At 68.4% G+C, this 25,656-nt stretch carries 21 protein-coding genes; 9 read left to right on the forward strand and 12 right to left on the reverse strand.

Going from position 1 to position 25,656, the window contains the following annotated elements:
- Window positions 1-59 precede the first annotated feature (59 nt).
- Complete coding sequence (locus CFB49_RS03185; protein WP_006476873.1) at window positions 60-641, forward strand: YceI family protein; 582 nt, start codon at window positions 60-62, stop codon at window positions 639-641.
- A gap of 202 nt (window positions 642-843) precedes the next feature.
- Window positions 844-2,121 (forward strand): MFS transporter, encoded by a 1,278-nt coding sequence (locus CFB49_RS03190; RefSeq protein WP_089490682.1) that lies wholly within the window; start codon window positions 844-846, stop codon window positions 2,119-2,121.
- 18 nt (window positions 2,122-2,139) lie between these two features.
- On the opposite strand, the gene CFB49_RS03195 is transcribed toward CFB49_RS03190, so the two are convergent.
- From CFB49_RS03195 to queA, 6 genes are all read right to left on the reverse strand, one after another.
- A complete protein-coding gene (locus tag CFB49_RS03195; RefSeq protein ID WP_179234853.1) occupies window positions 2,140-3,666 on the reverse strand; it encodes a S41 family peptidase in 1,527 nt (508 codons plus the stop codon).
- 211 nt (window positions 3,667-3,877) lie between these two features.
- On the reverse strand, window positions 3,878-4,828 hold the full coding sequence (secF, locus tag CFB49_RS03200) for a protein translocase subunit SecF (RefSeq protein ID WP_050011793.1): 951 nt from the start codon (window positions 4,826-4,828) through the stop codon (window positions 3,878-3,880).
- Between the two features lie 18 nt (window positions 4,829-4,846).
- Complete coding sequence (gene secD / locus CFB49_RS03205; protein ID WP_069616716.1) at window positions 4,847-6,865, reverse strand: protein translocase subunit SecD; 2,019 nt, start codon at window positions 6,863-6,865, stop codon at window positions 4,847-4,849.
- Window positions 6,866-6,972: 107 nt separating this feature from the next.
- Entirely contained in the window at window positions 6,973-7,296 is a 324-nt protein-coding gene (gene yajC / locus CFB49_RS03210; RefSeq protein WP_006476868.1) for a preprotein translocase subunit YajC, read from the reverse strand.
- A gap of 232 nt (window positions 7,297-7,528) precedes the next feature.
- Window positions 7,529-8,716 carry a tRNA guanosine(34) transglycosylase Tgt gene (gene tgt / locus CFB49_RS03215; protein ID WP_069616715.1) on the reverse strand — a complete coding sequence of 396 codons (1,188 nt, stop codon included), beginning with the start codon at window positions 8,714-8,716 and terminating at the stop codon, window positions 7,529-7,531.
- Between the two features lie 198 nt (window positions 8,717-8,914).
- A complete protein-coding gene (gene queA, locus CFB49_RS03220) occupies window positions 8,915-9,982 on the reverse strand; it encodes a tRNA preQ1(34) S-adenosylmethionine ribosyltransferase-isomerase QueA (RefSeq protein ID WP_069616714.1) in 1,068 nt (355 codons plus the stop codon).
- 167 nt (window positions 9,983-10,149) lie between these two features.
- Between queA and recG the strand changes: the two genes are divergently transcribed.
- The 7 genes from recG (at window position 10,150) to ubiA (ending at window position 18,361) form a co-directional block, all read left to right on the forward strand.
- Window positions 10,150-12,471 (forward strand): ATP-dependent DNA helicase RecG, encoded by a 2,322-nt coding sequence (recG, locus tag CFB49_RS03225; RefSeq protein ID WP_089434567.1) that lies wholly within the window; start codon window positions 10,150-10,152, stop codon window positions 12,469-12,471.
- 127 nt (window positions 12,472-12,598) lie between these two features.
- Window positions 12,599-13,558 carry a LysR substrate-binding domain-containing protein gene (locus tag CFB49_RS03230; protein ID WP_069616712.1) on the forward strand — a complete coding sequence of 320 codons (960 nt, stop codon included), beginning with the start codon at window positions 12,599-12,601 and terminating at the stop codon, window positions 13,556-13,558.
- A gap of 393 nt (window positions 13,559-13,951) precedes the next feature.
- Window positions 13,952-14,080, forward strand: coding sequence for a hypothetical protein (locus tag CFB49_RS36650; RefSeq protein WP_256979895.1), 129 nt, complete (start codon window positions 13,952-13,954; stop codon window positions 14,078-14,080).
- A 99-nt stretch (window positions 14,081-14,179) separates the two neighbouring features.
- Complete coding sequence (katG, locus tag CFB49_RS03235) at window positions 14,180-16,366, forward strand: catalase/peroxidase HPI (RefSeq protein ID WP_089490683.1); 2,187 nt, start codon at window positions 14,180-14,182, stop codon at window positions 16,364-16,366.
- Between the two features lie 142 nt (window positions 16,367-16,508).
- Entirely contained in the window at window positions 16,509-16,679 is a 171-nt protein-coding gene (locus CFB49_RS36200; protein ID WP_179234854.1) for a hypothetical protein, read from the forward strand.
- 123 nt (window positions 16,680-16,802) lie between these two features.
- On the forward strand, window positions 16,803-17,291 hold the full coding sequence (dpsA, locus tag CFB49_RS03240; RefSeq protein ID WP_069616710.1) for a non-specific DNA-binding protein DpsA: 489 nt from the start codon (window positions 16,803-16,805) through the stop codon (window positions 17,289-17,291).
- A gap of 206 nt (window positions 17,292-17,497) precedes the next feature.
- On the forward strand, window positions 17,498-18,361 hold the full coding sequence (gene ubiA, locus CFB49_RS03245; RefSeq protein WP_069616709.1) for a 4-hydroxybenzoate octaprenyltransferase: 864 nt from the start codon (window positions 17,498-17,500) through the stop codon (window positions 18,359-18,361).
- A 101-nt stretch (window positions 18,362-18,462) separates the two neighbouring features.
- On the opposite strand, the gene proC is transcribed toward ubiA, so the two are convergent.
- The 6 genes from proC to CFB49_RS03275 form a co-directional block, all read right to left on the reverse strand.
- On the reverse strand, window positions 18,463-19,275 hold the full coding sequence (gene proC, locus CFB49_RS03250) for a pyrroline-5-carboxylate reductase (RefSeq protein ID WP_089490684.1): 813 nt from the start codon (window positions 19,273-19,275) through the stop codon (window positions 18,463-18,465).
- 53 nt (window positions 19,276-19,328) lie between these two features.
- A complete protein-coding gene (locus tag CFB49_RS03255) occupies window positions 19,329-20,027 on the reverse strand; it encodes a YggS family pyridoxal phosphate-dependent enzyme (RefSeq protein ID WP_089490685.1) in 699 nt (232 codons plus the stop codon).
- Window positions 20,028-20,160: 133 nt separating this feature from the next.
- On the reverse strand, window positions 20,161-21,387 hold the full coding sequence (gene glcF, locus CFB49_RS03260) for a glycolate oxidase subunit GlcF (RefSeq protein ID WP_089434570.1): 1,227 nt from the start codon (window positions 21,385-21,387) through the stop codon (window positions 20,161-20,163).
- 7 nt (window positions 21,388-21,394) lie between these two features.
- Window positions 21,395-22,483: a glycolate oxidase subunit GlcE gene (glcE, locus tag CFB49_RS03265; protein WP_069616706.1), complete on the reverse strand. Its 1,089-nt coding sequence runs from the start codon at window positions 22,481-22,483 to the stop codon at window positions 21,395-21,397.
- Between the two features lie 182 nt (window positions 22,484-22,665).
- Entirely contained in the window at window positions 22,666-24,159 is a 1,494-nt protein-coding gene (locus CFB49_RS03270) for an FAD-linked oxidase C-terminal domain-containing protein (protein WP_069616705.1), read from the reverse strand.
- Between the two features lie 38 nt (window positions 24,160-24,197).
- A complete protein-coding gene (locus tag CFB49_RS03275; protein ID WP_069616704.1) occupies window positions 24,198-25,607 on the reverse strand; it encodes an FAD-binding oxidoreductase in 1,410 nt (469 codons plus the stop codon).
- Window positions 25,608-25,656: the final 49 nt, after the last annotated feature.

The raw sequence follows: 25,656 nt of genomic DNA on the forward strand, positions 1-25,656 counted from the left end.
GGTTGCCGCGTCAACTGAATGCCGCGCGAGGGCGCGGCGCCGTTCCTAGGAGAAAAAGTTTGAAAAAGCATCTGATCATCGCCGCCGGCGCGCTGGCCGCCTCGCTGTCGTTCTCGGCCTTCGCCGAAAGCGCGACCTACCAGTTCGACCCGAGCCACACGTACCCGAGCTTCGAAGCCGACCACTTCGGCGGCCTGTCGGTCTGGCGTGGCAAGTTCGACAAGTCGAGCGGCACCGTGACGCTCGATCGCGCGGCGAAGACCGGTACGGTCGACGTGACGACCGATATCGCGTCGATCCACACGGGCAGCGCGAAGCTCGACGAGCACCTGCAGACGGCCGAATTCTTCGATGCGGCGAAGTTCCCGCAGGCGAACTACAAGGGCACGATCAAGTTCGACGGCGACAAGCCGGTGTCGGTGGTCGGCAACCTGACGCTGCATGGCGTCACGAAGCCGCTGACGCTGAAGATCGATTCGTTCAAGTGCATGCCGCACCCGATGCTCAAGCGTGAAGTGTGCGGCGTCGATGCGGTCGGCGAATTCAGCCGCGACGATTTCGGCCTCGACTACGGCAAGCAGTACGGCTTCAAGATGAAGACGAAGCTGCTGATCACGGCCGAAGCGGTCAAGCAGCAGTAAGACTCGCTGGCGGGGCCGGCCATTGCGCCGGCCGCCGCGGACTAACCGCCGCGCTCCCGTTACCGGGGCGCGGCGGTTTTTTTTGCGCGCCTATAATCGCCCGAGCGCCGCATGTGGCCATGCGAATCCTGCGGCGCCGGGCAGGCCGACGGCGCGACGGTGGCCGCCCCGAACAGAACGTACAACGACAAGGAGATCGCCGATGCATGCCGTCACGCAGTCCAGCTCCATTGCCTCGTCGCCGCGCGTGTGGCGCGCGGTGGTCGCCGCGTCGATCGGCAACGCGCTCGAATGGTTCGATCTCGTCGTCTACGGCTTTTTCGCGGTGACGATCTCGAAGCTGTTCTTCCCGGCCGGCAACGACACTGTGTCGCTGCTGCTCACGCTCGGCACGTTCGGCGTGTCGTTCTTCATGCGGCCGCTCGGCGCGATCGTGCTCGGCGCGTATGCCGACCGCGCGGGCCGCAAGGCCGCGCTCACGCTGTCGATCCTGCTGATGATGGCCGGCACGCTGATCATCGCGGTGCTGCCGACCTACGGGACGATCGGCGTCGCCGCGCCGGTGATCCTCGTCGCCGCGCGGCTGATGCAGGGCTTCTCGGCCGGCGGCGAGTTCGGCAGCGCGACCGCGTTCCTCGCCGAGCACGTGCCGGGGCGGCGCGGCTTCTTCGCGAGCTGGCAGGTCGCGAGCCAGGGGCTCACGACGCTGCTCGCCGCGGGCTTCGGCACCGTGCTGAACGCGCAACTCACGGCCGACCAGATGGCGTCGTGGGGCTGGCGCGTGCCGTTCTTCTTCGGGCTGCTGCTCGGGCCGGTCGCGTACTACATCCGCACCAAGGTCGACGAGACGCCCGAATTCCTCGCGGCCGAAGGCACCGCGAACCCGCTGCGCGATGCGTTCGCGTCGCACAAGGCGCGTCTCGTCGCGGCGATGGGCGTGGTCGTGCTCGGCACCGTCGCGACCTATCTCGTGCTGTTCATGCCGACCTACGGCGTGAAGCAGCTCGGCCTCGCGCCGTCCGCCGCCTTTGCGGCGATTCTCGTCGTCGGCGTGATCCAGATGGCGTTTGCGCCTCTCGTCGGCCACTGGTCGGATCGCTACGGCCGCGTGCGCGTGATGATCGCGCCGGCCATCGGCATTCTCGTGCTGATCTATCCGGCGTTCGCGTATCTCGTCGCGCATCCGGGCTTCGGCACGCTGATCGCGCTGCAGGTGCTGCTCGCGTTCCTGATGACCGGCTACTTCGCGGCGCTGCCGGGGCTCCTGTCCGAAGTGTTTCCGGTGCAGACGCGCACGACCGGGATGTCGCTCGCGTATAACGTCGCGGTGACGATCTTCGGCGGCTTCGGGCCGTTCATCATCGCGTGGCTGATCCGCGAGACGGGGATGAAGACCGCGCCGAGCTTTTACCTGATGTTCGCGGCCGTGCTGAGCCTCGCGGCGCTGGTCGTGCTGCGGCGGCGGTTCGGGTTTCGGTGAAAAGGGGCGGGCGGCGCGTCAGTTGCCGCCGCGCTCGCACACCGGCTGCGCGGGCATCAATTGCGCCGCCGCGGCGATGGTCTGCACCGGGCGCCCAGCGAGCGCATTGAGCGCCTGCCGGAGCTGCCAGTCGGCGGCTGTGCCGAATGCGCGCTGCGGCAGCGCCGCGCTCCTTGCCGTATCGACCTTCGCGCGCATGCGCTCGTCGCGCAGCTTCTGCCGCGCCTTGCGCACCTGCGCGAACGGATCGGGCGCTTGCCGGTCCGCATACGGCGCGCGGGCGAGATCGACTTCGCGATACCACAGCAACACGCCGTCGACGTCCGCATCTTGGCGCGGCGGCACGAGCCAGTCCGGCACGACGCCGTAGCCGTCCATCGGGCAGCCGTTCGGCCGCAGGTTGCGCGCGAACGTGAAATTCAGGCGCGTGCCGTCGATCAGGTCGACGCCCGTCTGCGCGAGCCCTTTCCCGTAGGTCGGCATGCCGAGCAGCGTCGCGCGGCCGAGATCCTTCAGCGCCGCCGCGGTCGCTTCGGCGGCCGACGCGCTTTGTCCGTCGACGAGCACGACGAGCGGCACGGTGCGCCACCAGTCGTCGGTCTGCAGCGGCGCGAGCGGATCCTGTCCGTGCATGACGGGCAGCTCGTAGTCGGGCCAGTTGGTCGTGTAGCGGCGGCGGTGCGTGCCGTCGCGCTCGACCGTCACCATCGCGGTGCGGTTGCGGCCCGCGAACAGCGCGGTGATGCCGATCGCCGCATTGAGCGCGCCGCCGCCGTTGATGCGCAGGTCGAGGATCATCTGCTTCACCGGCGGCCCCGCGCGGCGCGCGGCCTGTACCGCGTCGATATAGTCGCCGACCGCCGGCTCCGGAAAGCTCGACAGCCGCGTGTACAGGACGTCGTCATCGAGCCGCTTCGCGGTCGCCGGATGCGGTTTGACGATCGCGCGCACGGGCGCGAAGCTCAGCACCGCATGCGTTGGGCCGCGCTGCACCGTGAGCTTCAGCGGCACGCCCGCGTCGCCCTTCGCGAGCTTCGTCAGCTCGCCGCCGTCGAGGCCGATGACGCTCCTGTCGTTCATCGCGACGACGAGATCGTCGGGCCGCACACCGGCCTTTTCGGCCGGCGCATCGGGCATCACGTCGATGATGTGCAGCCCGTCGGGCCGCGTCTCGAACACGATGCCGATGCCCGGCGTGCCGTCACGCGCGCGCCGCTCGTCGTCGCGCCGCTCGTGCTCCTCCTTCTCGTTGAAGAAGCGCGCGTACGGCAGCGTCTTGATGCCTTCGTGGGTCGCGGCGTCGAGCAGCGCGCCGATGTCGACGTCGGTCAGGTGTTGCCGCTTCAGCACTTCGACGGCCGCCTTCAGTTCGCAGAGTTGCCGCTCCCAGTCGGGCGGGCAGGGCGACGGCGGTTGGGCGGCGGGTGAAGCGGCAGGCAGCGAAGCGGCGGGCGGCGCGGATGCCGGTTGCGCACCGACCGGCGACGCACACGGGAATGCGGCTGCGGCGGCAGCACAGGCGGCGAGGCGACGAACGACACGCATGGGAAGCATCATCGGGACCGCACGCTCGGACGGATGGTGGGGGGTTGCCCGGCCGGCGCGCGGCCGGCATGCGACGGGGCAGGGCGGTGACGATTGTAGCCCCCGCGGCGGCTCGGCCGGGTCTTCCGCGTGCCGTACCGCGGCGGCCCGCACATAAAAAAAGCCGGCCCAGACGGGCCGGCTTTGCTGCGATGCCGAAACGGCGCGGCGCTTAAACCTGCGCGCCCGCGTTCGGATCGTCCGGATCGTGCGCGGTCTTCTTGTCCTTGATCAGGTCTTCGCGCTTGATGCCGAGCCACATCGCGAGCGAGCCCGCGACGAACACCGACGAGTAGATGCCGAACATGATGCCGACCGTCAGCGCGAGCGCGAAGTAGTGCAGCGTCGGGCCGCCGAAGAAGAACATCGACAGAACCATCATTTCCGTCGACGTGTGCGTGATGATCGTGCGCGACATCGTGGTCGTGATCGCGTGGTTGATCACTTCCTGCACGCTCATCTTGCGTTCGCGACGGAACGTCTCGCGGATCCGGTCGAAGATGACGACCGACTCGTTGACCGAGTAGCCGAGCACCGCGAGGATCGCCGCGAGCACCGCCAGCGAGAACTCCCACTGGAAGAACGCGAAGAAGCCGAGAATGATCACGACGTCGTGCAGGTTGGCGATGATGCCCGCCACCGCGTACTTCCATTCGAAGCGGAACGACAGGTAGATCACGATGCCGATCACGACGCACGCGAGCGCGAGCAGACCGTCGGTCGCCAGCTCGCGGCCGACCTGCGGGCCGACGAACTCGACGCGCTGCAGCGTGACGTCGGGGCTCTGCGCCTTGAGCGCGCCCATCACCTGGTCGCTCTGCTGCGCGGACGTGAGGCCTTCCTTCAGCTGCAGGCGGATCAGCACGTTGCGCGACGTGCCGAAGTTCTGCACCTGCGCGTCGGCATAGCCGAGCTTGCCGAGCGTCGCGCGCACGGGCTCGAGCTCCGCGGCCTGCTGGTACTGCACCTCGATCACCGTCCCGCCGGTGAATTCGACGGACAGGTGCAGCCCGCGGTGGAACAGGAAGAACACGGCGGCGAGGAACGTGACCAGCGAGATCACGTTGAACACCAGCGCGTGCCGCATGAACGGAATGTCTTTACGGATGCGGAAAAATTCCATGGCTTCGTCTCCGGGGCCTTATTGGGTCGAGCCCGGTTTCTTCGGCGACACGCGTTGCTGCGCGCGGTTGCGCAGCTGCGGCTTGCCGGCGCGCGGCGCGTTGCCCTTCGCCGGGGCGGCGAGCTTCGCGGCGCGCGCGGTGTCGGTCGATTCGTCCGCGTCGGTGAACGACGCGGCGGCGGCGCCTTCCGGCTTCCACACCTGGCCGATCGCGAGCGACTTCAGTTTCTTGCGGCCGCCGTACCAGAGGTTGACGATCCCGCGCGAGAAGAACACCGCGGAGAACATCGACGTCAGGATGCCGAGGCAGTGCACGATCGCGAACGCGCGAACCGGGCCCGAGCCGAACGCGAGCAGCGCGAGGCCGGCGATCAGCGTCGTGACGTTCGAGTCGAGAATCGTCGCCCATGCATGCGCGTAGCCGGCCTGGATCGCGAGTTGCGGCGGCTGGCCGGCGCGCAGTTCTTCACGCACGCGCTCGTTGATCAGCACGTTCGAGTCGATCGCCATGCCGAGCGCGAGCGCGATCGCCGCGATACCGGGCAGCGTCAGCGTCGCCTGCATCAGCGACAGCACGGCGACGAGCAGCAGCAGGTTCACCGACAGGCCGATCACCGACACCACGCCGAACAGCATGTAGTACGCGATCATGAACACGGCGATCGCGCAGAAGCCCCAGATCACCGAGTGGATGCCCATCTTGATGTTGTCGGCGCCGAGGCTCGGGCCGATCGTGCGTTCCTCGATGATGTCCATCGGCGCGGCGAGCGACCCGGCGCGCAGCAGCAGCGCGAGATCGGCCGCGGCCTGCGGCGTCGGCTGGCCCGTGATCTGGAAGCGGTCGCCGAGTTCGGACTGGATCGTCGCGACCGTCAGCACTTCGCCCTTGCCCTTCTCGAACAGCACCATCGCCATCGGCTTGCCGATGTTCTCGCGCGACACCGTGCGCACCGCGCGGCCGCCCGCCGAATCGAGGCGGATGTTGACCGACGGACGCTGATGTTCGTCGAAGCCGGCCGATGCGTCGATGATGCGGTCGCCGGTGAAGATCACGTCCTTCTTCAGCAGCACGGGCGCCTGGTTGCCTTGCGTGAACAGCTCCTCGCCCGGCGGCACCGGGTCGTTCGGGTTCGGGTGCGTGTTGATCGGGTCGGCGAGGCGTGCCTCGAGCGTTGCGGTGCGGCCGATGATGTCCTTCGCCTTCGCGGTGTCCTGCACGCCCGGCAGTTCGACGACGATGCGGTCGCTGCCTTGCTGCTGCAGGATCGGCTCGGACACGCCGAGCTCGTTCACGCGGTTGTGGAGCGTCGTCAGGTTCTGCTTGAGCGCGGCGTCCTCGACGGCCTTCTGCACGGCCGGCGTGAAGGTGCCGACGACTTGCGTGCCGCCGCCGCCGGGCTGGGTCGCCCATTGCAGCTCGGTGATCGACGCGGCGAGCACCTTGCGGGCGTCTTCCGCCGTCTGCGCATCGCTGAAGTTGACGACCACGGACTGCTCGACGCGGCTCACGCCGCCGTCGCGGATGTTCTTGTCGCGCAGCAGCGTGCGCGCGTCGGACGCGTCGGAGTCGAGCTTCTTCGTGAGCGCGCCCGTCATGTCGACCTGGAGCAGGAAGTGCACACCGCCGCGCAGGTCGAGGCCGAGATACATCGGCAGCGCGTGCAGCGCGGTCAGCCAGCGCGGCGACGCGCTCTGCAGGTTCAGTGCGACGACGTACTGCGGATCGTTCGGGTCGGTGTTCAGCGACTTCTGCAGCAGGTCCTTGACGCGCAGCTGCGTATCGGTGTCCTTCAGGCGCACGCGGATGTTCGCGCCGGTCGCCGTGTTCTCGAAGGTGATGTCGTCCGGCTTGATCTGCGCGGACGCGAGCGCCGATTCGACCTGGGTCAGCGTGGTCGAGTCGAGCTTGACCGTGGCCTTGCCGCTCGACACCTGCACCGCCGGCGCTTCGCCGAAGAAGTTGGGCAATGTGTACAGAAGGCCGATGGCGAGCGCCACGACCATCACGACATATTTCCAGAGTGGGTAACGATTCATGAGGGGGCCGAACGGGTGGTTGGCGTGAAAGCGTCGCGTCCGGCGCCGCGGCGGCCCGCTCTCTCAGGCGGGCACGGCGCGGGGAGCCGGACGCTCGGTGTTAAGCCTTACAGCGACTTGATCGTGCCCTTCGGCAGAATGGTCGTGACGGCAGCCTTCTGCACGGTGATTTCGGTGCCTTCGGCGATTTCGACGCCGATGTAGCCTTCGGTGACCTTCGTCACCTTGCCGACGAGGCCGCCGCTCGTGACGACTTCGTCGCCCTTCGCCATGGCCGCGAGCATGTTGCGGTGTTCCTTCTGGCGCTTCATCTGCGGACGGATCATGATGAAGTACAGCACCGCGAACATCAGGATGAGCGGCAGGAAGCTCATCAGGCTCGATTCGGCGCCACCGGCACCTTGCGCGAAGGCATTGGAAATGAACGGCACGTTGGTCTCTCCGTAGGGGAAGATCGAAAAATAAGCCGGTTATTCTACCACCGGCCCCATGCGCAAACGGCGCGGCAAATGCGCTTTCGGATCAAGCTGTTAAAGCAGGATCCGATACCGTCGCGGCTTGTTTGGAAAGGCAATTGTAATGTTTGGCGGTCGCGACCGGTATCGGGGCGGCTCAATTTAGTACTCGTCCTATGTGGCGGACAGCGGGCGGGCCACCGGCCCGTCAGTCGACCCCGCTGGCCCGATCCTCCGCGAAGCGCTGCCGGAATGCGTCGAACGTATGCGTTTCGATCGCGTCGCGGATCTCGCTCATCAACTGCAGGTAGTAGTGCAGGTTGTGGATCGTGTTGAGCTGCGCGCCCAGGATCTCGCCGACCCGGTGCAGGTGATGCAGGTAGCCGCGCGAGAAGTTCTGGCACGTGTAGCACGTGCAGGTCGCATCGAGCGGCTTCAGCGAGTTCTTGTGCGTCGCGTTGCGGATCTTCACGTCGCCGAAGCGCGTGAAGAGCCAGCCGTTGCGCGCGTTGCGGGTCGGCATCACGCAGTCGAACATGTCGATGCCGTTCGCGACGCCCTCGACCAGGTCCTCCGGCGTGCCGACGCCCATCAGGTAGTGCGGCTTGTTGGCCGGCAGCTTCGGGCCGACGTGCCGCAGCACGCGCATCATGTCTTCCTTCGGCTCGCCGACCGACAGCCCGCCGATCGCGAGGCCGTGGAAACCCAGTTCGGCAAGGCCCGCGAGCGATTCGTCGCGCAGGTCCTCGAACATCCCGCCCTGGACGATCCCGAACAGCGCATTCGGGTTGCCGAGCCGGTCGAATTCGTCGAGCGAGCGCTTCGCCCAGCGCAGCGACATGCGCATCGAGTCGGCCGCTTCCTTGTGCGTGGTCGGCACGCCGTTGGTCGCGTACGGCGTGCATTCGTCGAACTGCATCACGATGTCGGAGTTCAGCACCTTCTGGATCTGCATCGACACTTCCGGCGACAGGAACAGCTTGTCGCCGTTGATCGGCGACGCGAACGTGACGCCGTCCTCGGTGATCTTGCGCAGATCGCCGAGCGAGAACACCTGGAAGCCGCCCGAGTCGGTCAGGATCGGCTTGTTCCAGCCCATGAAGCCGTGCAGGCCGCCGTGCGCGTCGATCGTGTCGAGGCCCGGGCGCAGCCACAGGTGAAACGTGTTGCCGAGGATGATCTGGGCGTTGATCTCGTGCAGCTCGCGCGGCTGGATCGCCTTCACGGTGCCGTACGTGCCGACCGGCATGAAGATCGGCGTCTCGACCGTGCCGTGGTTGAGCTTCACGCGGCCGCGGCGCGCGTGGCCGTCGGTCGTCAGCAGTTCGAATTCGAGCCCGTTGGCCGGGCGGTCCTGCACGGGAGCGTGCGTATCGTGGGATGAACCTTCGGTCATCGTGTCATTCTCCTTGCCACCGAAGAACAGTTCGGCGCATGTTGGAAACGCCGCTGGGCAACCGGCGGCGGGGAAAAGCGGGTGCGCGCATCGTAGCGCGTACGGCGGGAAAACGGGGCGACAGCGCTGGGCGCGACCGCGCGGCGCGCAACGGCTGCTGCGCAATCGCAGGCCGGTGCGTGATCGCGCCCGCCGCGCTTACGCGCCCGGCGCCTCCGGCGTGTCGCGCCGCGTGAGCAGCATCGCGTCGCCGTAGCTGAAGAAGCGATAGCGTTCTTCGATCGCGTGCCGGTACGCGGCGCGGATCGTCTCGACGCCCGCGAACGCGGACACCAGCATCAGCAGCGTCGATTTCGGCAAGTGGAAATTCGTGACGAGCCGGTCGACCACGCGGAAACGGTAGCCGGGCGTGATGAAGATGTCGGTCTCGGCCTGCGTGGCCGCGAGCGGGCGGCCCGCTTCGTCGGCCGCGCGCGCGGCGGCTTCGAGCGCGCGCATCGACGTCGTGCCGACCGCGATCACGTTGCCGCCGCGTGCGCGGGTCGCGGCGATCCTGTCGACGAGCGACTGCGGCAGGTCGTACCACTCGCTGTGCATCTTGTGCTCGGCGATGTTCTCGACGCGCACCGGCTGGAACGTGCCGGCGCCGACGTGCAGCGTGAGCGTCGCGCGCTCGACGCCCATCGCGTCGAGCTTCTCCAGCAGCGGCTCGTCGAAGTGCAGCCCGGCCGTCGGCGCGGCGACCGCGCCCGGATTGCTCGCGTAGACGGTCTGGTAGCGCGTTTCGTCGGTCGCGTCGGGATCGTGCTCGATATACGGCGGCAGCGGCAGGCGGCCGTGCTGCTCGATCAGCTCGAGGCACGGCGCGGGGAAGTGCAGCGTGAAGAACGGCTCGACGCGCTCGCCGACCGTCACGTCGAACGCGTCGGCCAGACGCAGCGTCGTGCCGGCGCCCGGCGACTTGCTCGCGCGGATCTGCGCGAGCGCCGTGTGCGTGCCGGTCACGCGCTCGATCAGCACCTCGATCTTGCCGCCGCTGGCCTTCTGGCCGAAGAAGCGCGCCTTCAGCACCTTGGTATCGTTGAACACGAGCAGGTCGCCGGGCGCGATGCACGACGGCAATTCGGCGAAACAGCGGTCGACGAGGCGTGCGGGTTCGACGGTGCCGTCGACCTCGAGCAGGCGGCTCGCGGTGCGATCGGGCAGCGCGGTTTGTGCAATCAGCTCGGGTGGCAGATTGAAATCGAAATCGGAAAGCGTGAACATGCGGGCTGGTTCGAAGCGGCCGGCGGGCGTCGCCGGCGGGGCGGAAACGCGTAAATGGGGCGCGCGAGCCGCTATGATGACGGGATGCGCGGCCTGGCCGGCGTCGTTGGTTCGGACGACGTGAAAGCCGCTATTGTACTTGCCTTGCGAAGCACCCAGACGATCCGATGCCTGTGTCACCACGCCGTTCCCCCGCTGCCGTCGCCGATTCCGCCGATCCGTTCGACGCGGACGATGCCGCCACGCCCGCGCCTCCCGCACCGGGCGCCGGTGCGCGCCGCGCCGGGCCGAAGCGTGGCGCTGACGGCCGGCTCGCGCAGCCCGCGGCCGCCGCGCCCGACGTCGAACCGGGCGCGGGCGGCGACGAAGCTGGCGCGCCCGGCGCATCCGGCACGAAGCGCAAGAAGAAGCCGGCCGCCGAGAAACCTGTGAAAACCGCCGACAAGCTCGCGAAGCTCGGCCTCACGCGCTCGATCGATCTCGTGCTGCATCTGCCGATGCGCTACGAGGACGAGACCACGCTCACGCCGATCGGCGAGCTGCTGCCGGGCGGCATCGCGCAGACCGAAGGCGTCGTGTTCGACAACGAAGTCGCGTACCGGCCGCGCCGCCAGCTCGTCGTGAAGATCCAGGACGACGACGGCGAGCAGCTCGTGCTGCGCTTCCTGAATTTCTACGGGTCGCAGGTCAAGCAGATGGCCGTCGGCCAGCGGCTGCGCGTGCGCGGCGACGTGCGCGGCGGCTTCTTCGGGATGGAGATGGTCCATCCGGCGGTGCGCGTCGTCGAAGCCGACGCGCCGCTGCCGCAGGTGCTCACGCCCGTCTATCCGAGCACGGCCGGCGTGTCGCAGGCGTATCTGCGCAAGGCGATCGAGAACGCGGTCGAGCGCACGCCGCTGCCCGAGCTGCTGCCGCCCGAGATCGAGCGCGATTACCTGAAGCCGCTCGGCGTGCCGACCCTCGCGCAGGCCGTGCGCATCCTGCACCACCCGGGCGTCGATTCCGACGAAGCGGCGCTGATGGACGGCTCGCATCCCGCGTGGACGCGCATCAAGTTCGAGGAACTGCTCGCGCAACAGCTGTCGCTCAAGCGGGCGCACGAGGAGCGCCGCACGCGCGCCGCGCCCGCGATGCCGCGCCGCACCGCGACCGATGCCGACGCGCTGACCACGCGCTTTTACGCGGCGCTGCCGTTCACGCTGACGGGCGCGCAGGCGCGCGTCGTCGACGAGATCGCGCACGACCTCACGCTCGCGCACCCGATGCAGCGGCTGCTGCAGGGCGACGTCGGCAGCGGCAAGACGGTCGTCGCGGCGCTGGCCGCCACGCAGGCGATCGATGCCGGCTACCAGGCCGCGCTGATGGCCCCGACCGAAATCCTCGCGGAGCAGCACGCGCGCAAGCTGCGCGCGTGGCTCGAGCCGCTCGGCGTCACGGTCGCGTGGCTCGCGGGCAGCCTGAAGGCGAAGGAGAAACGCGCGGCGATCGAGGCGGCCGCGCTCGGCACCGCGCAGCTCGTGATCGGCACGCACGCGATCATCCAGGACACGGTCGAATTCGCGCGGCTCGGCCTCGTGATCGTCGACGAACAGCACCGCTTCGGCGTCGAGCAGCGTCTCGCGCTGCGCGCGAAGGCCGCGAATGCGGCCAACGGCGCGCGCGACTTCCAGCCGCACCAGCTGATGATGTCGGCCACGCCGATTCCGCGCACGCTCGCGATGACGTATTACGCGGATCTCGAGGTGTCGACGATCGACGAGCTGCCGCCCGGTCGCACGCCGGTGCTGACGCGCCTCGTCGGCGACGCGCGGCGCGACGAGGTGATCGCCCGCGTGCGCGAGGCCGCGCTGACCGGGCGCCAGGTGTACTGGGTGTGCCCGCTGATCGAGGAGAGCGAGACGCTGCAGCTGCAGACGGCCGTCGAAACCTACGAGACGCTGGCCGCGGCGCTCCCCGAGTTGAAGGTCGGCCTCGTGCACGGCCGGCTGTCGCCGGCCGACAAGGCCGCCGTGATGGATGCGTTCACGCGCAACGAAGTGCAGCTGCTGGTCGCGACGACCGTGATCGAGGTCGGCGTCGACGTGCCGAACGCATCGCTGATGGTGATCGAGCACGCGGAGCGTTTCGGCCTCGCGCAGTTGCATCAGTTGCGCGGCCGCGTCGGGCGCGGCACCGCGGCGTCGGTGTGCGTGCTGCTGTACACCGGGCCGCTGTCGATCGCCGGTCGCGAACGGCTGAAGACGATGCGCGAGACGACCGACGGCTTCGAGATCGCGCGGCGCGACCTCGAAATCCGTGGCCCCGGCGAATTCCTCGGCGCGCGCCAGTCGGGCGCGGCGATGCTGCGCTTCGCGAACCTCGAGACCGACGGCTGGCTGATCGATCCGGCCCGCGAGGCCGCGGCGCGGCTGATTGCCGCGTATCCGGAGGTCGTCACCCAGCATCTCGCGCGCTGGCTCGGCGCGCGCGAACAGTACCTGAAGGCCTGACCGACCGACTTTGGGGCCGGATCGAACGCCGCCACTCGACGCATCGCGATGCAGAGAAACTTGGCGAACCGGTGCAAACGGGTGTATAAATTAAACCTATCGCCTGTATATTTCTGATTGACCCACAATGACCCTGACTGAATTGAAGTACATCGTCGCGGTCGCGCGCGAGCGGCATTTCGGCCGCGCGGCCGAAGCGTGCTTCGTGAGCCAGCCGACGCTGTCGGTGGCGATCAAGAAGCTCGAAGACGAGCTCAACGTGCAGATTTTCGAGCGCGGCGCGAGCGAAGTGAGCGTGACGCCGATCGGCGACCAGATCGTCACCCAGGCGCAGCGCGTGCTCGAGCAGACGTTCGCGATCAAGGAGATCGCGAAGCAGGGCAAGGACCCGCTCGTCGGCCCGTTCCGCCTCGGCGTGATCTACACGATCGGGCCGTACCTGCTGCCGACGCTCGTCAAGCAGATGATCCAGCGTGTTCCGCAGATGCCGCTGATGCTGCAGGAGAACTACACGCTGAAGCTGCTCGAACTGCTGAAGCAGGGCGAGATCGACGCGGCGATCATGGCGCTGCCGTTCCCCGAAACCGGCCTGATGGTGCGGCCGCTGTACGACGAGCCGTTCGTCGTCGCGCTGCCGGCCGGCCATCCGTGGGAGAAGCGCGACGAAATCGACGCCGAGGACCTGAAGCAGGAAACCATGCTGCTGCTCGGCAACGGCCACTGCTTCCGCGATCACGTGCTCGGCGTGTGCCCGGAACTGATGCGTTTCTCGCAGACGGCCGACGGCATCCAGAAGACCTTCGAGGGCTCGTCGCTCGAAACCATTCGCCACATGGTCGCGAGCGGCGTCGGCATCACCGTGCTGCCGCGGATGTCGGTCGCCGAGATCGGCCCGCGCGCGAACGGCCCCGATGCCGAGCTTCTGTCGTACGTGCCGTTCCACGAACCGGTGCCCGACCGCCGCGTGGTGCTCGTGTGGCGCAAGAGCTTCACGCGGATGCCCGCGATCGACGCGATCAGCGACGCGATCGCCGCGTGCGAGCTGCCGGGGGTCGCGAAGCTCGACATGCCGGCCACGATGAACTGACGCGCTCGCGCATGCAGGTGTGGCAGCGTGATGAACGGGGTCGTACGACTCCGTTTATTTTTCCCTATCGCATAGATGAAATTTATCAAATTCAAGTAATTGATAGATATGGATAGAATCCTCTACATGGATCGGCGTCGCACCGACGTGCGGGATGCAGGTTGAATGCAAGCGTCAAAGGAGGATGTCATGATGCGGTCGGTATTGCAGCGCGCGCAGCGGAACACCCCGTCGCGCGACACGGTCGTACATCGCGCCAGGGCGGCGGTTCGCAGCCTGCGCCCGATTGCGTTCGCATACCTGGCGGACCGTGTGTATGGCGGATGAGTGCCGCCGCACGCCGGTCCTGTGTTCCCCCGATTCACCCGCCGTCGAGCGATGAGCGAGCATTGCATGTCCGATACCCGACTAGCTGGCCGCCTCGCCGGCACGACGGGTGTCCGCAGCCGCTTCCGCGAGCGCCCCGCGTGCGGTGCGTGGCAACGGGAACGCGTGTCGAAGGCCGCGCACGACATCCCGTAGTACGACAGGAGGAACCGCCTGTTCCGTTTCATCCCCCGCAATGCTCCACGAACCGCGCCCGGCACGTGGGGGCCTACGAGCAAGACAAGGAGAAAAAGCATGTCGAACGAAACGAAGTGCCCGTTCAACCACACCGCAGGCAGCGGCACGACGAACAAGGACTGGTGGCCGAATCAGCTGAACCTCAACGTCCTGCATCGGCATTCGGCGCTGTCCGATCCGATGGACCCGGATTTCGACTACGCCGAAGCGTTCAAGAAGCTGGATCTCGCCGCGGTGAAGCAGGACCTGCACGCGCTGATGACGGCATCGCAGGACTGGTGGCCGGCCGACTTCGGCCACTACGGCGGCCTGTTCGTGCGCATGGCATGGCATAGCGCCGGCACGTACCGCACGGCCGACGGCCGCGGCGGCGCGGGCGGCGGGCAGCAGCGCTTCGCGCCGCTCAACAGCTGGCCGGACAACGTGAGCCTCGACAAGGCGCGCCGCCTGCTGTGGCCGATCAAGCAGAAGTACGGCCGCAACATCTCGTGGGCCGACCTGCTGATCCTGACCGGCAACGTCGCGCTCGAATCGATGGGCTTCAAGACGTTCGGCTATGCGGGCGGCCGCGCCGATACGTGGGAACCGGACGACGTCTACTGGGGTTCGGAAAAGATCTGGCTGGAACTGAGCGGTGGCCCGAACAGCCGCTACACGGGCAAGCGCGAGCTCGAAAGCCCGCTCGCCGCGGTGCAGATGGGCCTGATCTACGTGAACCCGGAAGGCCCGGACGGCAACCCCGACCCGGTCGCCGCCGCGCACGACATCCGCGAGACGTTCGCGCGGATGGCGATGAACGACGAGGAAACGGTCGCGCTGATCGCGGGCGGCCACACGTTCGGCAAGACGCACGGCGCCGGCCCGGCGTCGAACGTCGGCCCCGAGCCGGAAGCCGCGGGCATCGAGCAGCAGGGCCTCGGCTGGAAGAGCACGTTCGGCACGGGCAAGGGCAAGGACACGATCACGAGCGGCCTCGAAGTCACGTGGACGTCGACGCCGACCCAGTGGAGCAACGACTTCTTCAAGCACCTGTTCAGCTACGAGTGGGAGCTCACGAAGAGCCCGGCCGGCGCGCACCAGTGGGTCGCGAAGGATGCCGGCGAAGTGATCCCCGATGCGTACGACGCGTCGAAGAAGCATCGTCCGACGATGCTGACGACCGACTTGTCGCTGCGTTTCGATCCGGCCTACGAAAAGATCTCGCGCCGCTTCTACGAGAACCCGGCCGAATTCGCCGACGCGTTCGCTCGCGCGTGGTTCAAGCTCACGCACCGCGACATGGGCCCGCGTTCCCGTTACCTCGGCCCGGAAGTGCCGGCGGAACACCTGCTGTGGCAGGACCCGGTCCCGGCCGTCGATCACCCGCTGATCGACGACGCCGACGTCGCCGCGTTGAAGGCGAAGGTGCTGGCCACGGGCCTGTCGGTGTCGCAGCTCGTGTCGACCGCATGGGCGTCGGCGGCGACGTTCCGCGGCTCGGACAAGCGCGGCGGCGCGAACGGTGCGCGCATCCGCCTCGCGCCGCAGAAGGACTGGGAAGTGAACCAGCCGGCGGCGCTCGCGGCGGTGCTCGAAACGCTCGAAGGCGTGCAGAAGGCGTTCAACGATGCGCAGACGGGCGGCAAGAAGGTGTCGCTGGCCGACCTGATCGTGCTGGCCGGTGCGGCGGGCGTCGAGCAGGCGGCGAAGAGCGCGGGTGTCGCGATCACGGTGCCGTTCGCGCCGGGCCGCACGGATGCGTCGCAGGAAGAGACCGACGTCGACGCGATGGCCGTGCTCGAGCCGGTGGCGGACGGGTTCCGCAACTACCTGAAGCACGCGTACAAGACGCCGGCCGAGGCGCTGCTGGTCGACAAGGCCCAGCTGCTGACGCTGAGCGCGCCGGAGATGACGGTGCTCGTCGGCGGCCTGCGCGTGCTCGGCGCGAATGTCGGCGATGCGAAGCATGGCGTGTTCACCGATCGTCCGGGAACGCTGACGAACGACTTCTTCGTGAACCTGCTCGACATGGGCACGGAATGGAAGCCGGTGTCGGCCGCGAACGACGTGTTCGAAGGGCGCGACCGCGCGACGGGCGCGCTCAAGTGGACGGGCACGCGTGTCGACCTGATCTTCGGTTCGCACTCGCAGTTGCGCGCGCTGGCCGAGGTGTACGGCAGCGCGGATGCGAAGGAGAAGTTCGCGCGCGATTTCGTCGCGGCCTGGAACAAGGTGATGAACCTCGACCGCTTCGACCTCGCATGAACCCGGCCGCGTGCTGATGCAGTCGCGCACCAACGCAGTAATGCGGTAATGCAGTAATGCAGTAATGCAGTAACGTGAAACGGCCGGTCCAGCGACCGGCCGTTTCTTCTCTGAACGATGTATTGTCAAAGGAGTGACGACCATGACGCAAATGATGCTCAACGTGCGCGCGGCCGCGTCGCCCATTCTGCGCTCGCCGGTGGAGCTGGCGCGCCACGTCGTCGGCTTCGCGATCGTCGTCGGCGGGGCGGCGGAGCTCGTCTCGCAGGCGCTGCATGCACTGGCGCCGATCGTATCGGCCGCCGGCGGCTGAACGCAGCGACGACCGGTTCGCGACGCTAGAATGACGAGTCGCGAACGGATGCCGCGTGACGCGGCATGCGGATTGCTCGACGCATTTTCGCCGGTTCAACATGTCGAATGAGGAGTCCCGAAGATGGCCAAGAAAGGCAACGCCACGCAGATCAACATCGGTATCAGCGACAAGGATCGCAAGAACATCGCGGACGGCCTGTCGCGCCTGCTCGCCGATACGTTTTCGCTGTACCTGAAGACCCACAATTTCCACTGGAACGTGACCGGACCGATGTTCAACACGCTGCACCTGATGTTCGAGGAGCAGTACAACGAACTGTGGCTCGCGGTCGATTCCGTCGCCGAGCGCATTCGCACGCTGGGCGTTGTCGCGCCCGGCACGTTCGCCGAATTCGCGAAACTGTCGTCGGTGCCGGAAGCGAAGGGCGTGCCGGCCGCCGAGGACATGATTCGCCAGCTCGTCGAAGGGCACGAGGCGGTCGTGCGCACCGCGCGCGACATCTTCCCGATCGCCGACGCGGCGAGCGACGAGCCGACCGCCGACCTGCTCACGCAGCGCCTGCAGACGCATGAAAAGACCGCATGGATGCTGCGGTCGCTGCTCGCGTAAGCGTGGCGCGGCCGGGGACGGCAGCCGGCCCGCTCCGGGGCGGCGTTGAATCTGGCCCCTGATTGACGTGCGTTGCGGCGCGGCCGCGCGCAGCGGGCCGCGGCGGCCCGCCGGCCCGCCGCCACCGTCGGCCGCGGATCGCGCCGACATGACGCCGGGCACCGGTCGGCTCTAAAATGCCGTGATTCCGTTCCCGGTGCTTCGCCATGCTTGCCCGCTTTCCCCTGTACCTGCGGCTCGTCCGGATGGACAAGCCGATCGGCAGCCTGCTGCTGCTGTGGCCGACGCTCAACGCGCTGTGGATCGCGTCGGACGGCCACCCGCGCTGGCCGCTGCTCGTAATCTTCACGCTCGGCACGCTGCTGATGCGCTCGGCCGGCTGCGCGATGAACGATTACGCCGACCGCGATTTCGATCGTCACGTGAAGCGCACGGCCGACCGGCCGCTGACGTCGGGCAAGATCCGCGCATGGGAAGCCGTCGCGATCGCGGTCGGGCTGTCGTTCATCGCATTCCTGCTGATCCTGCCGCTCAATACGCTGACGAAGGAATTGTCGGTCGTCGCGCTGTTCGTCGCCGGCTCCTATCCGTTCATGAAGCGCTTCTTCGCGATTCCTCAGGCGTATCTCGGCATCGCGTTCGGCTTCGGCATCCCGATGGCGTTCGCGGCCGTGCAGGACACGGTGCCGGTGCTGGCGTGGGTGATGCTGGTCGCGAACATCTTCTGGTCGGTCGCGTACGACACCGAATATGCGATGGTCGACCGCGACGACGACATCAAGATCGGCATCCGCACGTCCGCGCTGACGTTCGGCCGTTTCGACGTCGCGGCCGTGATGGCGTGCTACGCGGCGACGCTCGGCATCTACGTGTGGGTCGGCGTGACGCTCGGCTTCGGCCTCGCGTACTGGGTGGGCTGGGCGGCGGCGGTCGGTTGCGCGCTGTATCACTACACGCTGATCAAGGATCGCGAACGGATGCCGTGCTTCGCGGCGTTCCGCCACAACAACTGGCTCGGCGGCGCGCTGTTCGCGGGCATCGCCGTGCATTACCTGCTGGCCGGCAGCTGAACGACGCGGCGCGCGCCTTTTCGCGCGGCGCCAACGAAAAAGCGACCTGACGGTCGCTTTTTTTACGTCCGGAGCCGGCCAAACCGGCGCCGCTGTCGCGCTTACGCGCGGCCGAGCTCGTCGCCCATTTCCTTCGCACGCGCTTCGGCCGCGAGCGCGCCGCGCACGATCGCTTCCTTCACGCCCTGCGCGTCGAACGCCGCGAGCGCGGCGGCGGTCGTGCCGCCCTTCGACGTCACGCGTTCGCGCAGCACGCTCGCCGGTTCGCCCGATTGCGCGGCGAGCTGCGCGGCCCCCGTGAACGTCGCGACCGCGAGCGCGCGGCCCTGCTCGTCGTTCATGCCGAGACGGCGCGCGGCTTCCTGCAGCGCTTCGATGAAATAGAACACGTACGCGGGGCCGCTGCCCGAAATCGCGGTGACCGCGTCGAGCCGCGCTTCGTCGTCGAACCACACGATCTCGCCGACCGCGCCGAGCACGCTCGACGCGAGTTCGCGGCCGGCCGCGTCGACGCCCGGCAGCGCGGCCAGGCCCGTCACGCCCATGCCGACCAGCGCGGGCGTGTTCGGCATCGTGCGCACGACGCGCGCGTAGCCGCCGAGCCAGCGGGCGAGATCCGCGCCGCGGATGCCGGCCGCGATGCTGATCACGAGCTGCGACTTCAGGTGCGGCGCGAGCGCCTGCGCGACGTCGTTCAGCACCTGCGGCTTCACCGCGAGCACGATCGCGTCGTAATCGGCGAGCGTCGCGTCGACGGCCGCGCCGGTCCGGATGCCGAACTGCTGCGCGGCGCGCGCGCGGACGTCTTCGTTGACGTCGATGGCGTACAGGCCGTCCGCGGCGACGCCGCGCTTGATCAGGCCGCCGATCAGGGCCGCGGCCATGTTGCCGCCGCCGATGAATGCGATTTTCATGATGTCGGGAATGAGCGAGTGAGTGAACGGAAAGGCGGAAAAGGGCGCGGCGGTCAGTGCGCGTAATCGCGCGCGCCGAAGATCGCGGTGCCGACGCGCACGATCGTCGCGCCTTCGAGCACCGCGGCTTCGAGATCGGCGGACATGCCCATCGACAGCGTGTCGAGCGGCAGGCCGTCGGCGCGCAACGCGTCGAACAACGCGCGCAGCGCGCGATGCGGCGCGCGTTGCGCGTCGGTGTCGCCGGCCGGTTCGGGAATCGCCATCAGGCCGCGCAGCCGCAGCGACGGCAGCGCGGCGACCGCGCGCGCGACCTCGGCCACGTCGGCCGGCGCGACGCCGCTCTTCGACGCCTCGCCGCTGATGTTCACCTGCACGCACACGTTGAGCGGCGGCAGATGCGCGAGGCGCTGTTCCGACAGGCGCTGGGCGATCTTCAGCCGGTCGACCGAATGGACCCAGTCGAAGCGCTCGGCGACGGGGCGCGTCTTGTTCGATTGCAGCGGTCCGATGAAATGCCATTCGAGGCTCGCGCGCAGGTCGGCGAGCGCGTCGATCTTGTCGATCGATTCCTGCACGTAGTTTTCGCCGAACGCGCGCTGCCCGGCCGCATGCGCGGCGCGCACGTCGTCGGCCGGGAACGTCTTCGACACGGCGAGCAGCGAGACGGTGGCGGGATCGCGGCCGGCCGCGCGGGCGGCGTCGGCGATGCGGCGGTGAACGGAGTCGAGGCGGGCGGCGAGATCGGACATGACGGGCACGAAAGCAGGCACGGAGGCAGCACGGAAGCGGACATGAAGCCGATGCGCCGCGACACGCGGCGCATCGATCCGCTCATTATACGGACGCCGCGCGTGCGCCCGCCCACCCGTGATGCGCCGTGACCTAGCCGTACAGCAAATGCTCGACGAGCTGAATCCAGTGGGCGACCGGCACCTGCGTGCCGCTTTGCAGGTGCGCGATGCAGCCGATGTTGCCGGATACGATCATCTGCGGTTCGAGCGCCTGCAGCTTCAGCAGCTTCTGCTTGCGCAACCGGTACGACAGCGAGGGTTGCGTCAGCGAGTAGGTGCCGGCCGAGCCGCAGCACAGGTGGCTGTCGGCCGGCAGCCGCACGTCGATGCCGAGCGTCTCGAGCAGGCGCTCGACCTTGCCGCGCGACTGCTGGCCGTGCTGCAGCGTGCACGGCGGGTGGTACGCGACCGTATGGATCGCGCGGCGCCGCGCGATCGTCGCGAGTTCGGCCTCGAACGCGAGCAGCACGTCCGAGATGTCGCGCGTGAGCGACACGATGCGCTGCGCCTTTTCCGCGTAGGCCGGATCGTCGCGCAGCAGGTGCGCGTATTCGAGCACCGTCGCGCCGCAGCCCGACGCGTTCATCACGATCGTCTCGACGCCCTGTTCGACGTGGGGCCACCACGCGTCGATGTTGCGGCGTGCGTCGTCGAGCGCTTCGTCGTGATAGTTCAGGTGCAGCCGGATCGCGCCGCAGCAGCCCGCGTCGGGCGCGACGACCGTCTCGATGCCGAGCGCGTCGAGCACGCGCGCGGTCGCGATGTTGATGTTCGGCAGCATCGACGGCTGCACGCAGCCGCCGAGCATCAGCATCTTGCGCGTATGCGTGCGATGCGGCCATTCGAGCAGCCGCGTGCGCGGCGGCACCTTGTCGCGCAGCCGCTTCGGCAGCAGCGGCCGCACGTGCTGGCCGAGCCGCATCGCCGGCGAAAACAGCGCGGCGTTCGGCACGACGCTCGCGAGCACGCGGCGCATCAGCCGCTGCTGCGCGGGGCGCTCCACCTGCGCCTCGACGTGCTTGCGGCCGATTTCGACGAGCCGGCCGTACTGGACGCCGGACGGGCAGGTCGTCTCGCAGCTGCGGCACGTGAGGCAGCGGTCGAGGTGCTGTTGCGTGCTGCGCGTGACGGCCGCGCCTTCGACCATCTGCTTGATCAGGTAGATGCGTCCGCGCGGGCCGTCGAGTTCGTCGCCGAGCAGTTGATAGGTCGGGCAGGTCGCGGTGCAGAAGCCGCAGTGCACGCACTTGCGCAGGATCGCGTCGGCCTCGTCGCCGTCGGGCGTGTTGCGGATGAAATCGGCGAGATTCGTTTGCATCCTGCCCTCAGAGTTCGGGGTAAAGCCGCCCGCGATTGAAGATGCGCGCGGGATCGAAGGCAGATTTCAGCCCGCGGTGGATCTTCATCATCGGCGCGGGCAGCGGCGTGAACACGCCCGCGCTGCGGTCGTAGGTCTCGCCCGCGCGGAACAGCGTCGCATGGCCGCCGGCCTGCTTCGCGCTCATGCGCACGGTTTGCGCGTCGGCGTCGGTGATCCACCAGCGCTGCGCGCCGCCCCATTCCATCAACTGGGTGCCGGGCAGGTGCATCGGTTCGGTGATCGACGGCAGCGACAGGCGCCACAGCGCATAGCCGGGCGGGATGCCGTTGAAGAACGGGTCGGTGTGCTCGCGCAGGCCGGCCCAGAAGCGCTCGGCCTCGACCGCGTCGACGACTTCGCCGCCGAGCAGCGTTTTCGCGGATTTGACGGCCGCTTCCGCGCCCGACAGGCGCAGCACGAGCGTGCCGTTGCGCCACGCGCTCGCACTGACCGGCAGCGGATGACCGCCCCATTCGTTGAGCTTGCGCACCGCATCGGTCGCGGTCATCTCGAATTTGAGCGTGACTTCGGCGACCGGCATCGGCAGCACCTTGATCGACAGGTCGAGCATCAGCCCGAGCGTGCCGAGCGCGCCGGCCATCAGCCGCGACACGTCGTAGCCGGCGACGTTCTTCACGACCTGCCCGCCGAAGCGCAGCATGTCGCCGCGGCCGTTCATCAGCGTGACGCCGAGCACGAAATCGCGCGGGGCGCCGCAGGTGGCGCGGCGCGGGCCCGCGAGGCCGGCCGCGACGCAGCCGCCGACGGTCGCCGCGCGGCCGAAGTGCGGCGGCTCGAACGGCAGCATCTGGCCGCACTCGGCGAGGACGGTTTCAAGCTGCGCGAGCGGCGTGCCCGCGCGGACCGTGACGACGAGTTCGGCCGGGTCGTACGACACGATGCCCTGAAACGCGCGCGTGTCGAGTATTTCGCCCTCGAGCGCCTGGCCGTACCAGTCCTTGGTGCCGCCGCCGCGAATCCGCAGCGGCCGGCCGTCGGCACTGGCCGCGCGAACGCGCTCGGCCCATCCGGCGACGATGTCGTCCTCTTCCATGTTCCGTTGCTGCCTCGACTTGTTGTTCGGTCGATTGTACCGGGGTGGCGCGATTCCACATCGCGACTATCCCTAAGCCCCGTCTCGCGTACGGCATGCCGGCGCCGGCGCGCGACCGCGCCGCGCGGGCGCGGTGGACCATCGCACCGCGGCGGCCGGTGCGGTGCCGCGACCCGCGCCGCTCAGAAACGCGGCAGGTCGGGGTGCGGCAGCAGCCCGCCGCGCACGTGCTGGCGACCGTATTCGGCGCAGCGCGCGCGGGTCGGGATGCCCTTGTCCGGGTTCAGCAGCCCGGCCGGATCGAATGCGCGCTTGACCGCGAAGAACGCATCGCGCTCCTGCGGCGAGAACTGCACGCACATCGAATTGAGTTTTTCGATGCCGACGCCGTGCTCGCCCGTCACGCTGCCGCCGAACTCCACACAGCATTCGAGGATTTCCGCGCCGAACTGCTCGGCGCGGTGCAGCTCGTCGGGGTCGTTCGCGTTGTACAGGATCAGCGGATGCATGTTGCCGTCGCCCGCATGGAACACGTTGATGCAGCGCAGCCCGTAGCGCGTTTCGAGTTGCTCGATGCGTGCGAGCAGCGGGCCGATCGCGCGGCGCGGCACGGTGCCGTCCATGCAGTAATAGTCGGCGGAAATGCGGCCGGCGGCCGGGAACGCGTTCTTGCGGCCGGACCAGAAGCGCAGCCGCTCGTGCTCGTTGCGCGACACCTGGATGCGCGTCGCGCCGTGTTCGCGCAGCACGGCGGTCATCCGCACGATCTCCTCGGCGACTTCTTCCGGCGTGCCGTCCGATTCGCACAGCAGGATCGCCTTCGCGTCGAGGTCGTAGCCCGCGTGCGTGAACGCCTCGACGGCCTGCGTGGCCGGCTTGTCCATCATCTCGAGCCCGGCCGGGATGATGCCCGACGCGATGATCGCCGCCACCGCCTCACCGCCCTTGACGACGTCGTCGAAGCTCGCCATCACGAGCTGCGCGGTCTGCGGCTTCGGGATCAGCCGTACCGTGACCTCGGTGACGATCGCGAACATCCCTTCGCTGCCGATCATCACCGCGAGCAGGTCGAGGCCCGGCATGTCGAGCGCGAGCGAGCCGAATTCGACGACCTCGCCGTCGATCGTCACCGCGCGCACGCGCATCACGTTGTGCACGGTCAGCCCGTATTTCAGGCAGTGGACGCCGCCGGAGTTCTCCGCGACGTTGCCGCCGATCGTGCACGCGATCTGCGACGACGGATCGGGCGCGTAATACAGGCCGTACGGCGCGGCCGCCTCCGAGATCGCGAGGTTGCGCACGCCGGGCTGCACGGTCGCGGTGCGCGCGTACGGGTCGACCTCGACGATGCGCGTGAAGCGCGCGAGCGACAGCACGACGCCGAGCGCGATCGGCAGCGCGCCGCCCGACAGGCTCGTGCCGGCGCCGCGCGGCACGATCGGCACGTCCATGCGGCGGCAGATCTGCACGATCCGCTGCACCTGCGACTCCGTCTCGGGCAACGCGACCGCGAGCGGCAGCCGGCGGTACGCGGACAGGCCGTCGCATTCGTACGGCGCCGTGTCCTCGTCGCGGTACAGCAGGCAGTGCGTCGGCAACACGGCCATCAGCGCCTGCACGACTTCACGCTGGCGCTGCGCGCGTGCGGCGCTCGACAGTTCGACGGGAGCGTTCATGAGGTCTCCTGCGTGGGGCGCGATGTCGCGCCGCCGGGTCAGCACGTGAAAATCTTGCCCGGATTCATCAGGTTGCGCGGATCGAGCGCGAGCTTGATCGCGCGCATCGTGTCGATCGCGTTGTCGCCGTGCTCCTTCGGCAGGAAGCGCATCTTGTGCAGCCCGACGCCGTGCTCGCCCGTGCAGGTGCCGCCCAGCCGCAGCGCGCGCTCGACGATCCGGTCGTTGATGCGCTCGGCTTCGGCGAGCTCCTCCGGCTTGTCGGGATCGATCAGGATCGCGACGTGGAAATTGCCGTCGCCGACGTGGCCGACGATCGGGCAGGGCAGCGACGACGCGCGCAGGTCGACCTCGGTTTCCTCGACGCATGCGGCGAGCTGCGAGATCGGCACGCACACGTCGGTCGTCACCGCGCGGCAGCCGGGTTTCAACTGCAGCATCGCGAAGTACGCGTTGTGGCGCGCGGACCAGAGCCGCGTGCGATCCTCGGGGCGCGTCGCCCATTCGAAACCCTGGCCGGCGTTCTGGCCGGCGAGCGCCTGCACGAGTTCGGCCTGTTCCTTCACGCCGGCGTCGGTGCCGTGGAATTCGAAGAACAGCGTCGGCGCTTCGGCCAGCGTCAGGTTCGAGTGACGATTGATCGAGCGCACGGCCAGCGCGTCGACGAATTCGACGCGCGCGATCGGCACGCCGATCTGGATCGTCTCGATCACCGTGCGCACCGCGTCGCCCATCGTCGGGAACGTGCAGATCGCGGCCGATACGGCTTCGGGCAGCGGGTGCAGGCGCAGCGTGATCTCGGTGATCACGCCGAGCGTGCCTTCGGACCCGACGAACAGTCGCGTGAGGTCGTAGCCGGCCGACGACTTGCGCGCGCGCGAACCGGTTTTCACCACGCGGCCGTCCGCGAGCACCGCGGTGAGGCCGAGCACGTTCTCGCGCATCGTGCCGTAGCGCACCGCGTTGGTGCCGGATGCGCGCGTCGCGGTCATCCCGCCGATGCTGGCGTCGGCGCCCGGATCGATCGGGAAGAACAGGCCGGTGTCGCGCAGCGCTTCGTTGAGCGCCTTGCGCGTGATGCCCGGCTCGACCGTCACGGTCAGGTCTTCGGCGTTGATCGACAGCACGCGGTTCATTTCCGACAGGTCGAGCGACACGCCGCCGCGCACCGCCAGCAGGTGGCCTTCGAGCGACGAGCCGGCGCCGTACGGGATCAGCGGCACGCTGTAGAGCGAGCACAGCGACACGACCTCGCGCACGTCGTCGGTGCTGCGCGCGAACACGACGGCGTCGGGCAGTTGCGGATCGAACGGGGATTCGTCGCGGCCGTGATGGGCGCGGACCGCGTCGGCGGTCGACACGCGCTCGCCGAAAGCGGCGCGCAGCGCATCGAGCATGGCGGGGGGCAGCGGGCGGCGCGTGGCGGCCGGCGGGGCAGGGTGGTTCACGATGTCTCCTGACTGCTTGTCATACTGTCGGCCCATTCTACGCTGTAAC

Source organism: Burkholderia sp. AU17457 (genome assembly GCF_002223255.1).
Lineage (GTDB): Bacteria > Pseudomonadota > Gammaproteobacteria > Burkholderiales > Burkholderiaceae > Burkholderia > Burkholderia sola.

Excerpts from the sequence above, each read along its gene's own strand:
- CFB49_RS03190 (WP_089490682.1), top strand. The coding sequence starts at position 844 with ATGCATGCCGTCACGCAGTCCAGCTCCATTGCCTCGTCGCCGCGCGTG.
- CFB49_RS03195 (WP_179234853.1), bottom strand. The coding sequence starts at position 3,666 with ATGCGTGTCGTTCGTCGCCTCGCCGCCTGTGCTGCCGCCGCAGCCGCA.
- secF (WP_050011793.1), bottom strand. The coding sequence starts at position 4,828 with ATGGAATTTTTCCGCATCCGTAAAGACATTCCGTTCATGCGGCACGCG.
- secD (WP_069616716.1), bottom strand. The coding sequence starts at position 6,865 with ATGAATCGTTACCCACTCTGGAAATATGTCGTGATGGTCGTGGCGCTC.
- tgt (WP_069616715.1), bottom strand. The coding sequence starts at position 8,716 with ATGACCGAAGGTTCATCCCACGATACGCACGCTCCCGTGCAGGACCGC.
- queA (WP_069616714.1), bottom strand. The coding sequence starts at position 9,982 with ATGTTCACGCTTTCCGATTTCGATTTCAATCTGCCACCCGAGCTGATT.
- recG (WP_089434567.1), top strand. The coding sequence starts at position 10,150 with ATGCCTGTGTCACCACGCCGTTCCCCCGCTGCCGTCGCCGATTCCGCC.
- CFB49_RS03230 (WP_069616712.1), top strand. The coding sequence starts at position 12,599 with ATGACCCTGACTGAATTGAAGTACATCGTCGCGGTCGCGCGCGAGCGG.
- CFB49_RS36650 (WP_256979895.1), top strand. The coding sequence starts at position 13,952 with ATGTCCGATACCCGACTAGCTGGCCGCCTCGCCGGCACGACGGGTGTC.
- katG (WP_089490683.1), top strand. The coding sequence starts at position 14,180 with ATGTCGAACGAAACGAAGTGCCCGTTCAACCACACCGCAGGCAGCGGC.
- CFB49_RS36200 (WP_179234854.1), top strand. The coding sequence starts at position 16,509 with ATGACGCAAATGATGCTCAACGTGCGCGCGGCCGCGTCGCCCATTCTG.
- dpsA (WP_069616710.1), top strand. The coding sequence starts at position 16,803 with ATGGCCAAGAAAGGCAACGCCACGCAGATCAACATCGGTATCAGCGAC.
- ubiA (WP_069616709.1), top strand. The coding sequence starts at position 17,498 with ATGCTTGCCCGCTTTCCCCTGTACCTGCGGCTCGTCCGGATGGACAAG.
- proC (WP_089490684.1), bottom strand. The coding sequence starts at position 19,275 with ATGAAAATCGCATTCATCGGCGGCGGCAACATGGCCGCGGCCCTGATC.
- CFB49_RS03255 (WP_089490685.1), bottom strand. The coding sequence starts at position 20,027 with ATGTCCGATCTCGCCGCCCGCCTCGACTCCGTTCACCGCCGCATCGCC.
- glcF (WP_089434570.1), bottom strand. The coding sequence starts at position 21,387 with ATGCAAACGAATCTCGCCGATTTCATCCGCAACACGCCCGACGGCGAC.
- glcE (WP_069616706.1), bottom strand. The coding sequence starts at position 22,483 with ATGGAAGAGGACGACATCGTCGCCGGATGGGCCGAGCGCGTTCGCGCG.
- CFB49_RS03270 (WP_069616705.1), bottom strand. The coding sequence starts at position 24,159 with ATGAACGCTCCCGTCGAACTGTCGAGCGCCGCACGCGCGCAGCGCCAG.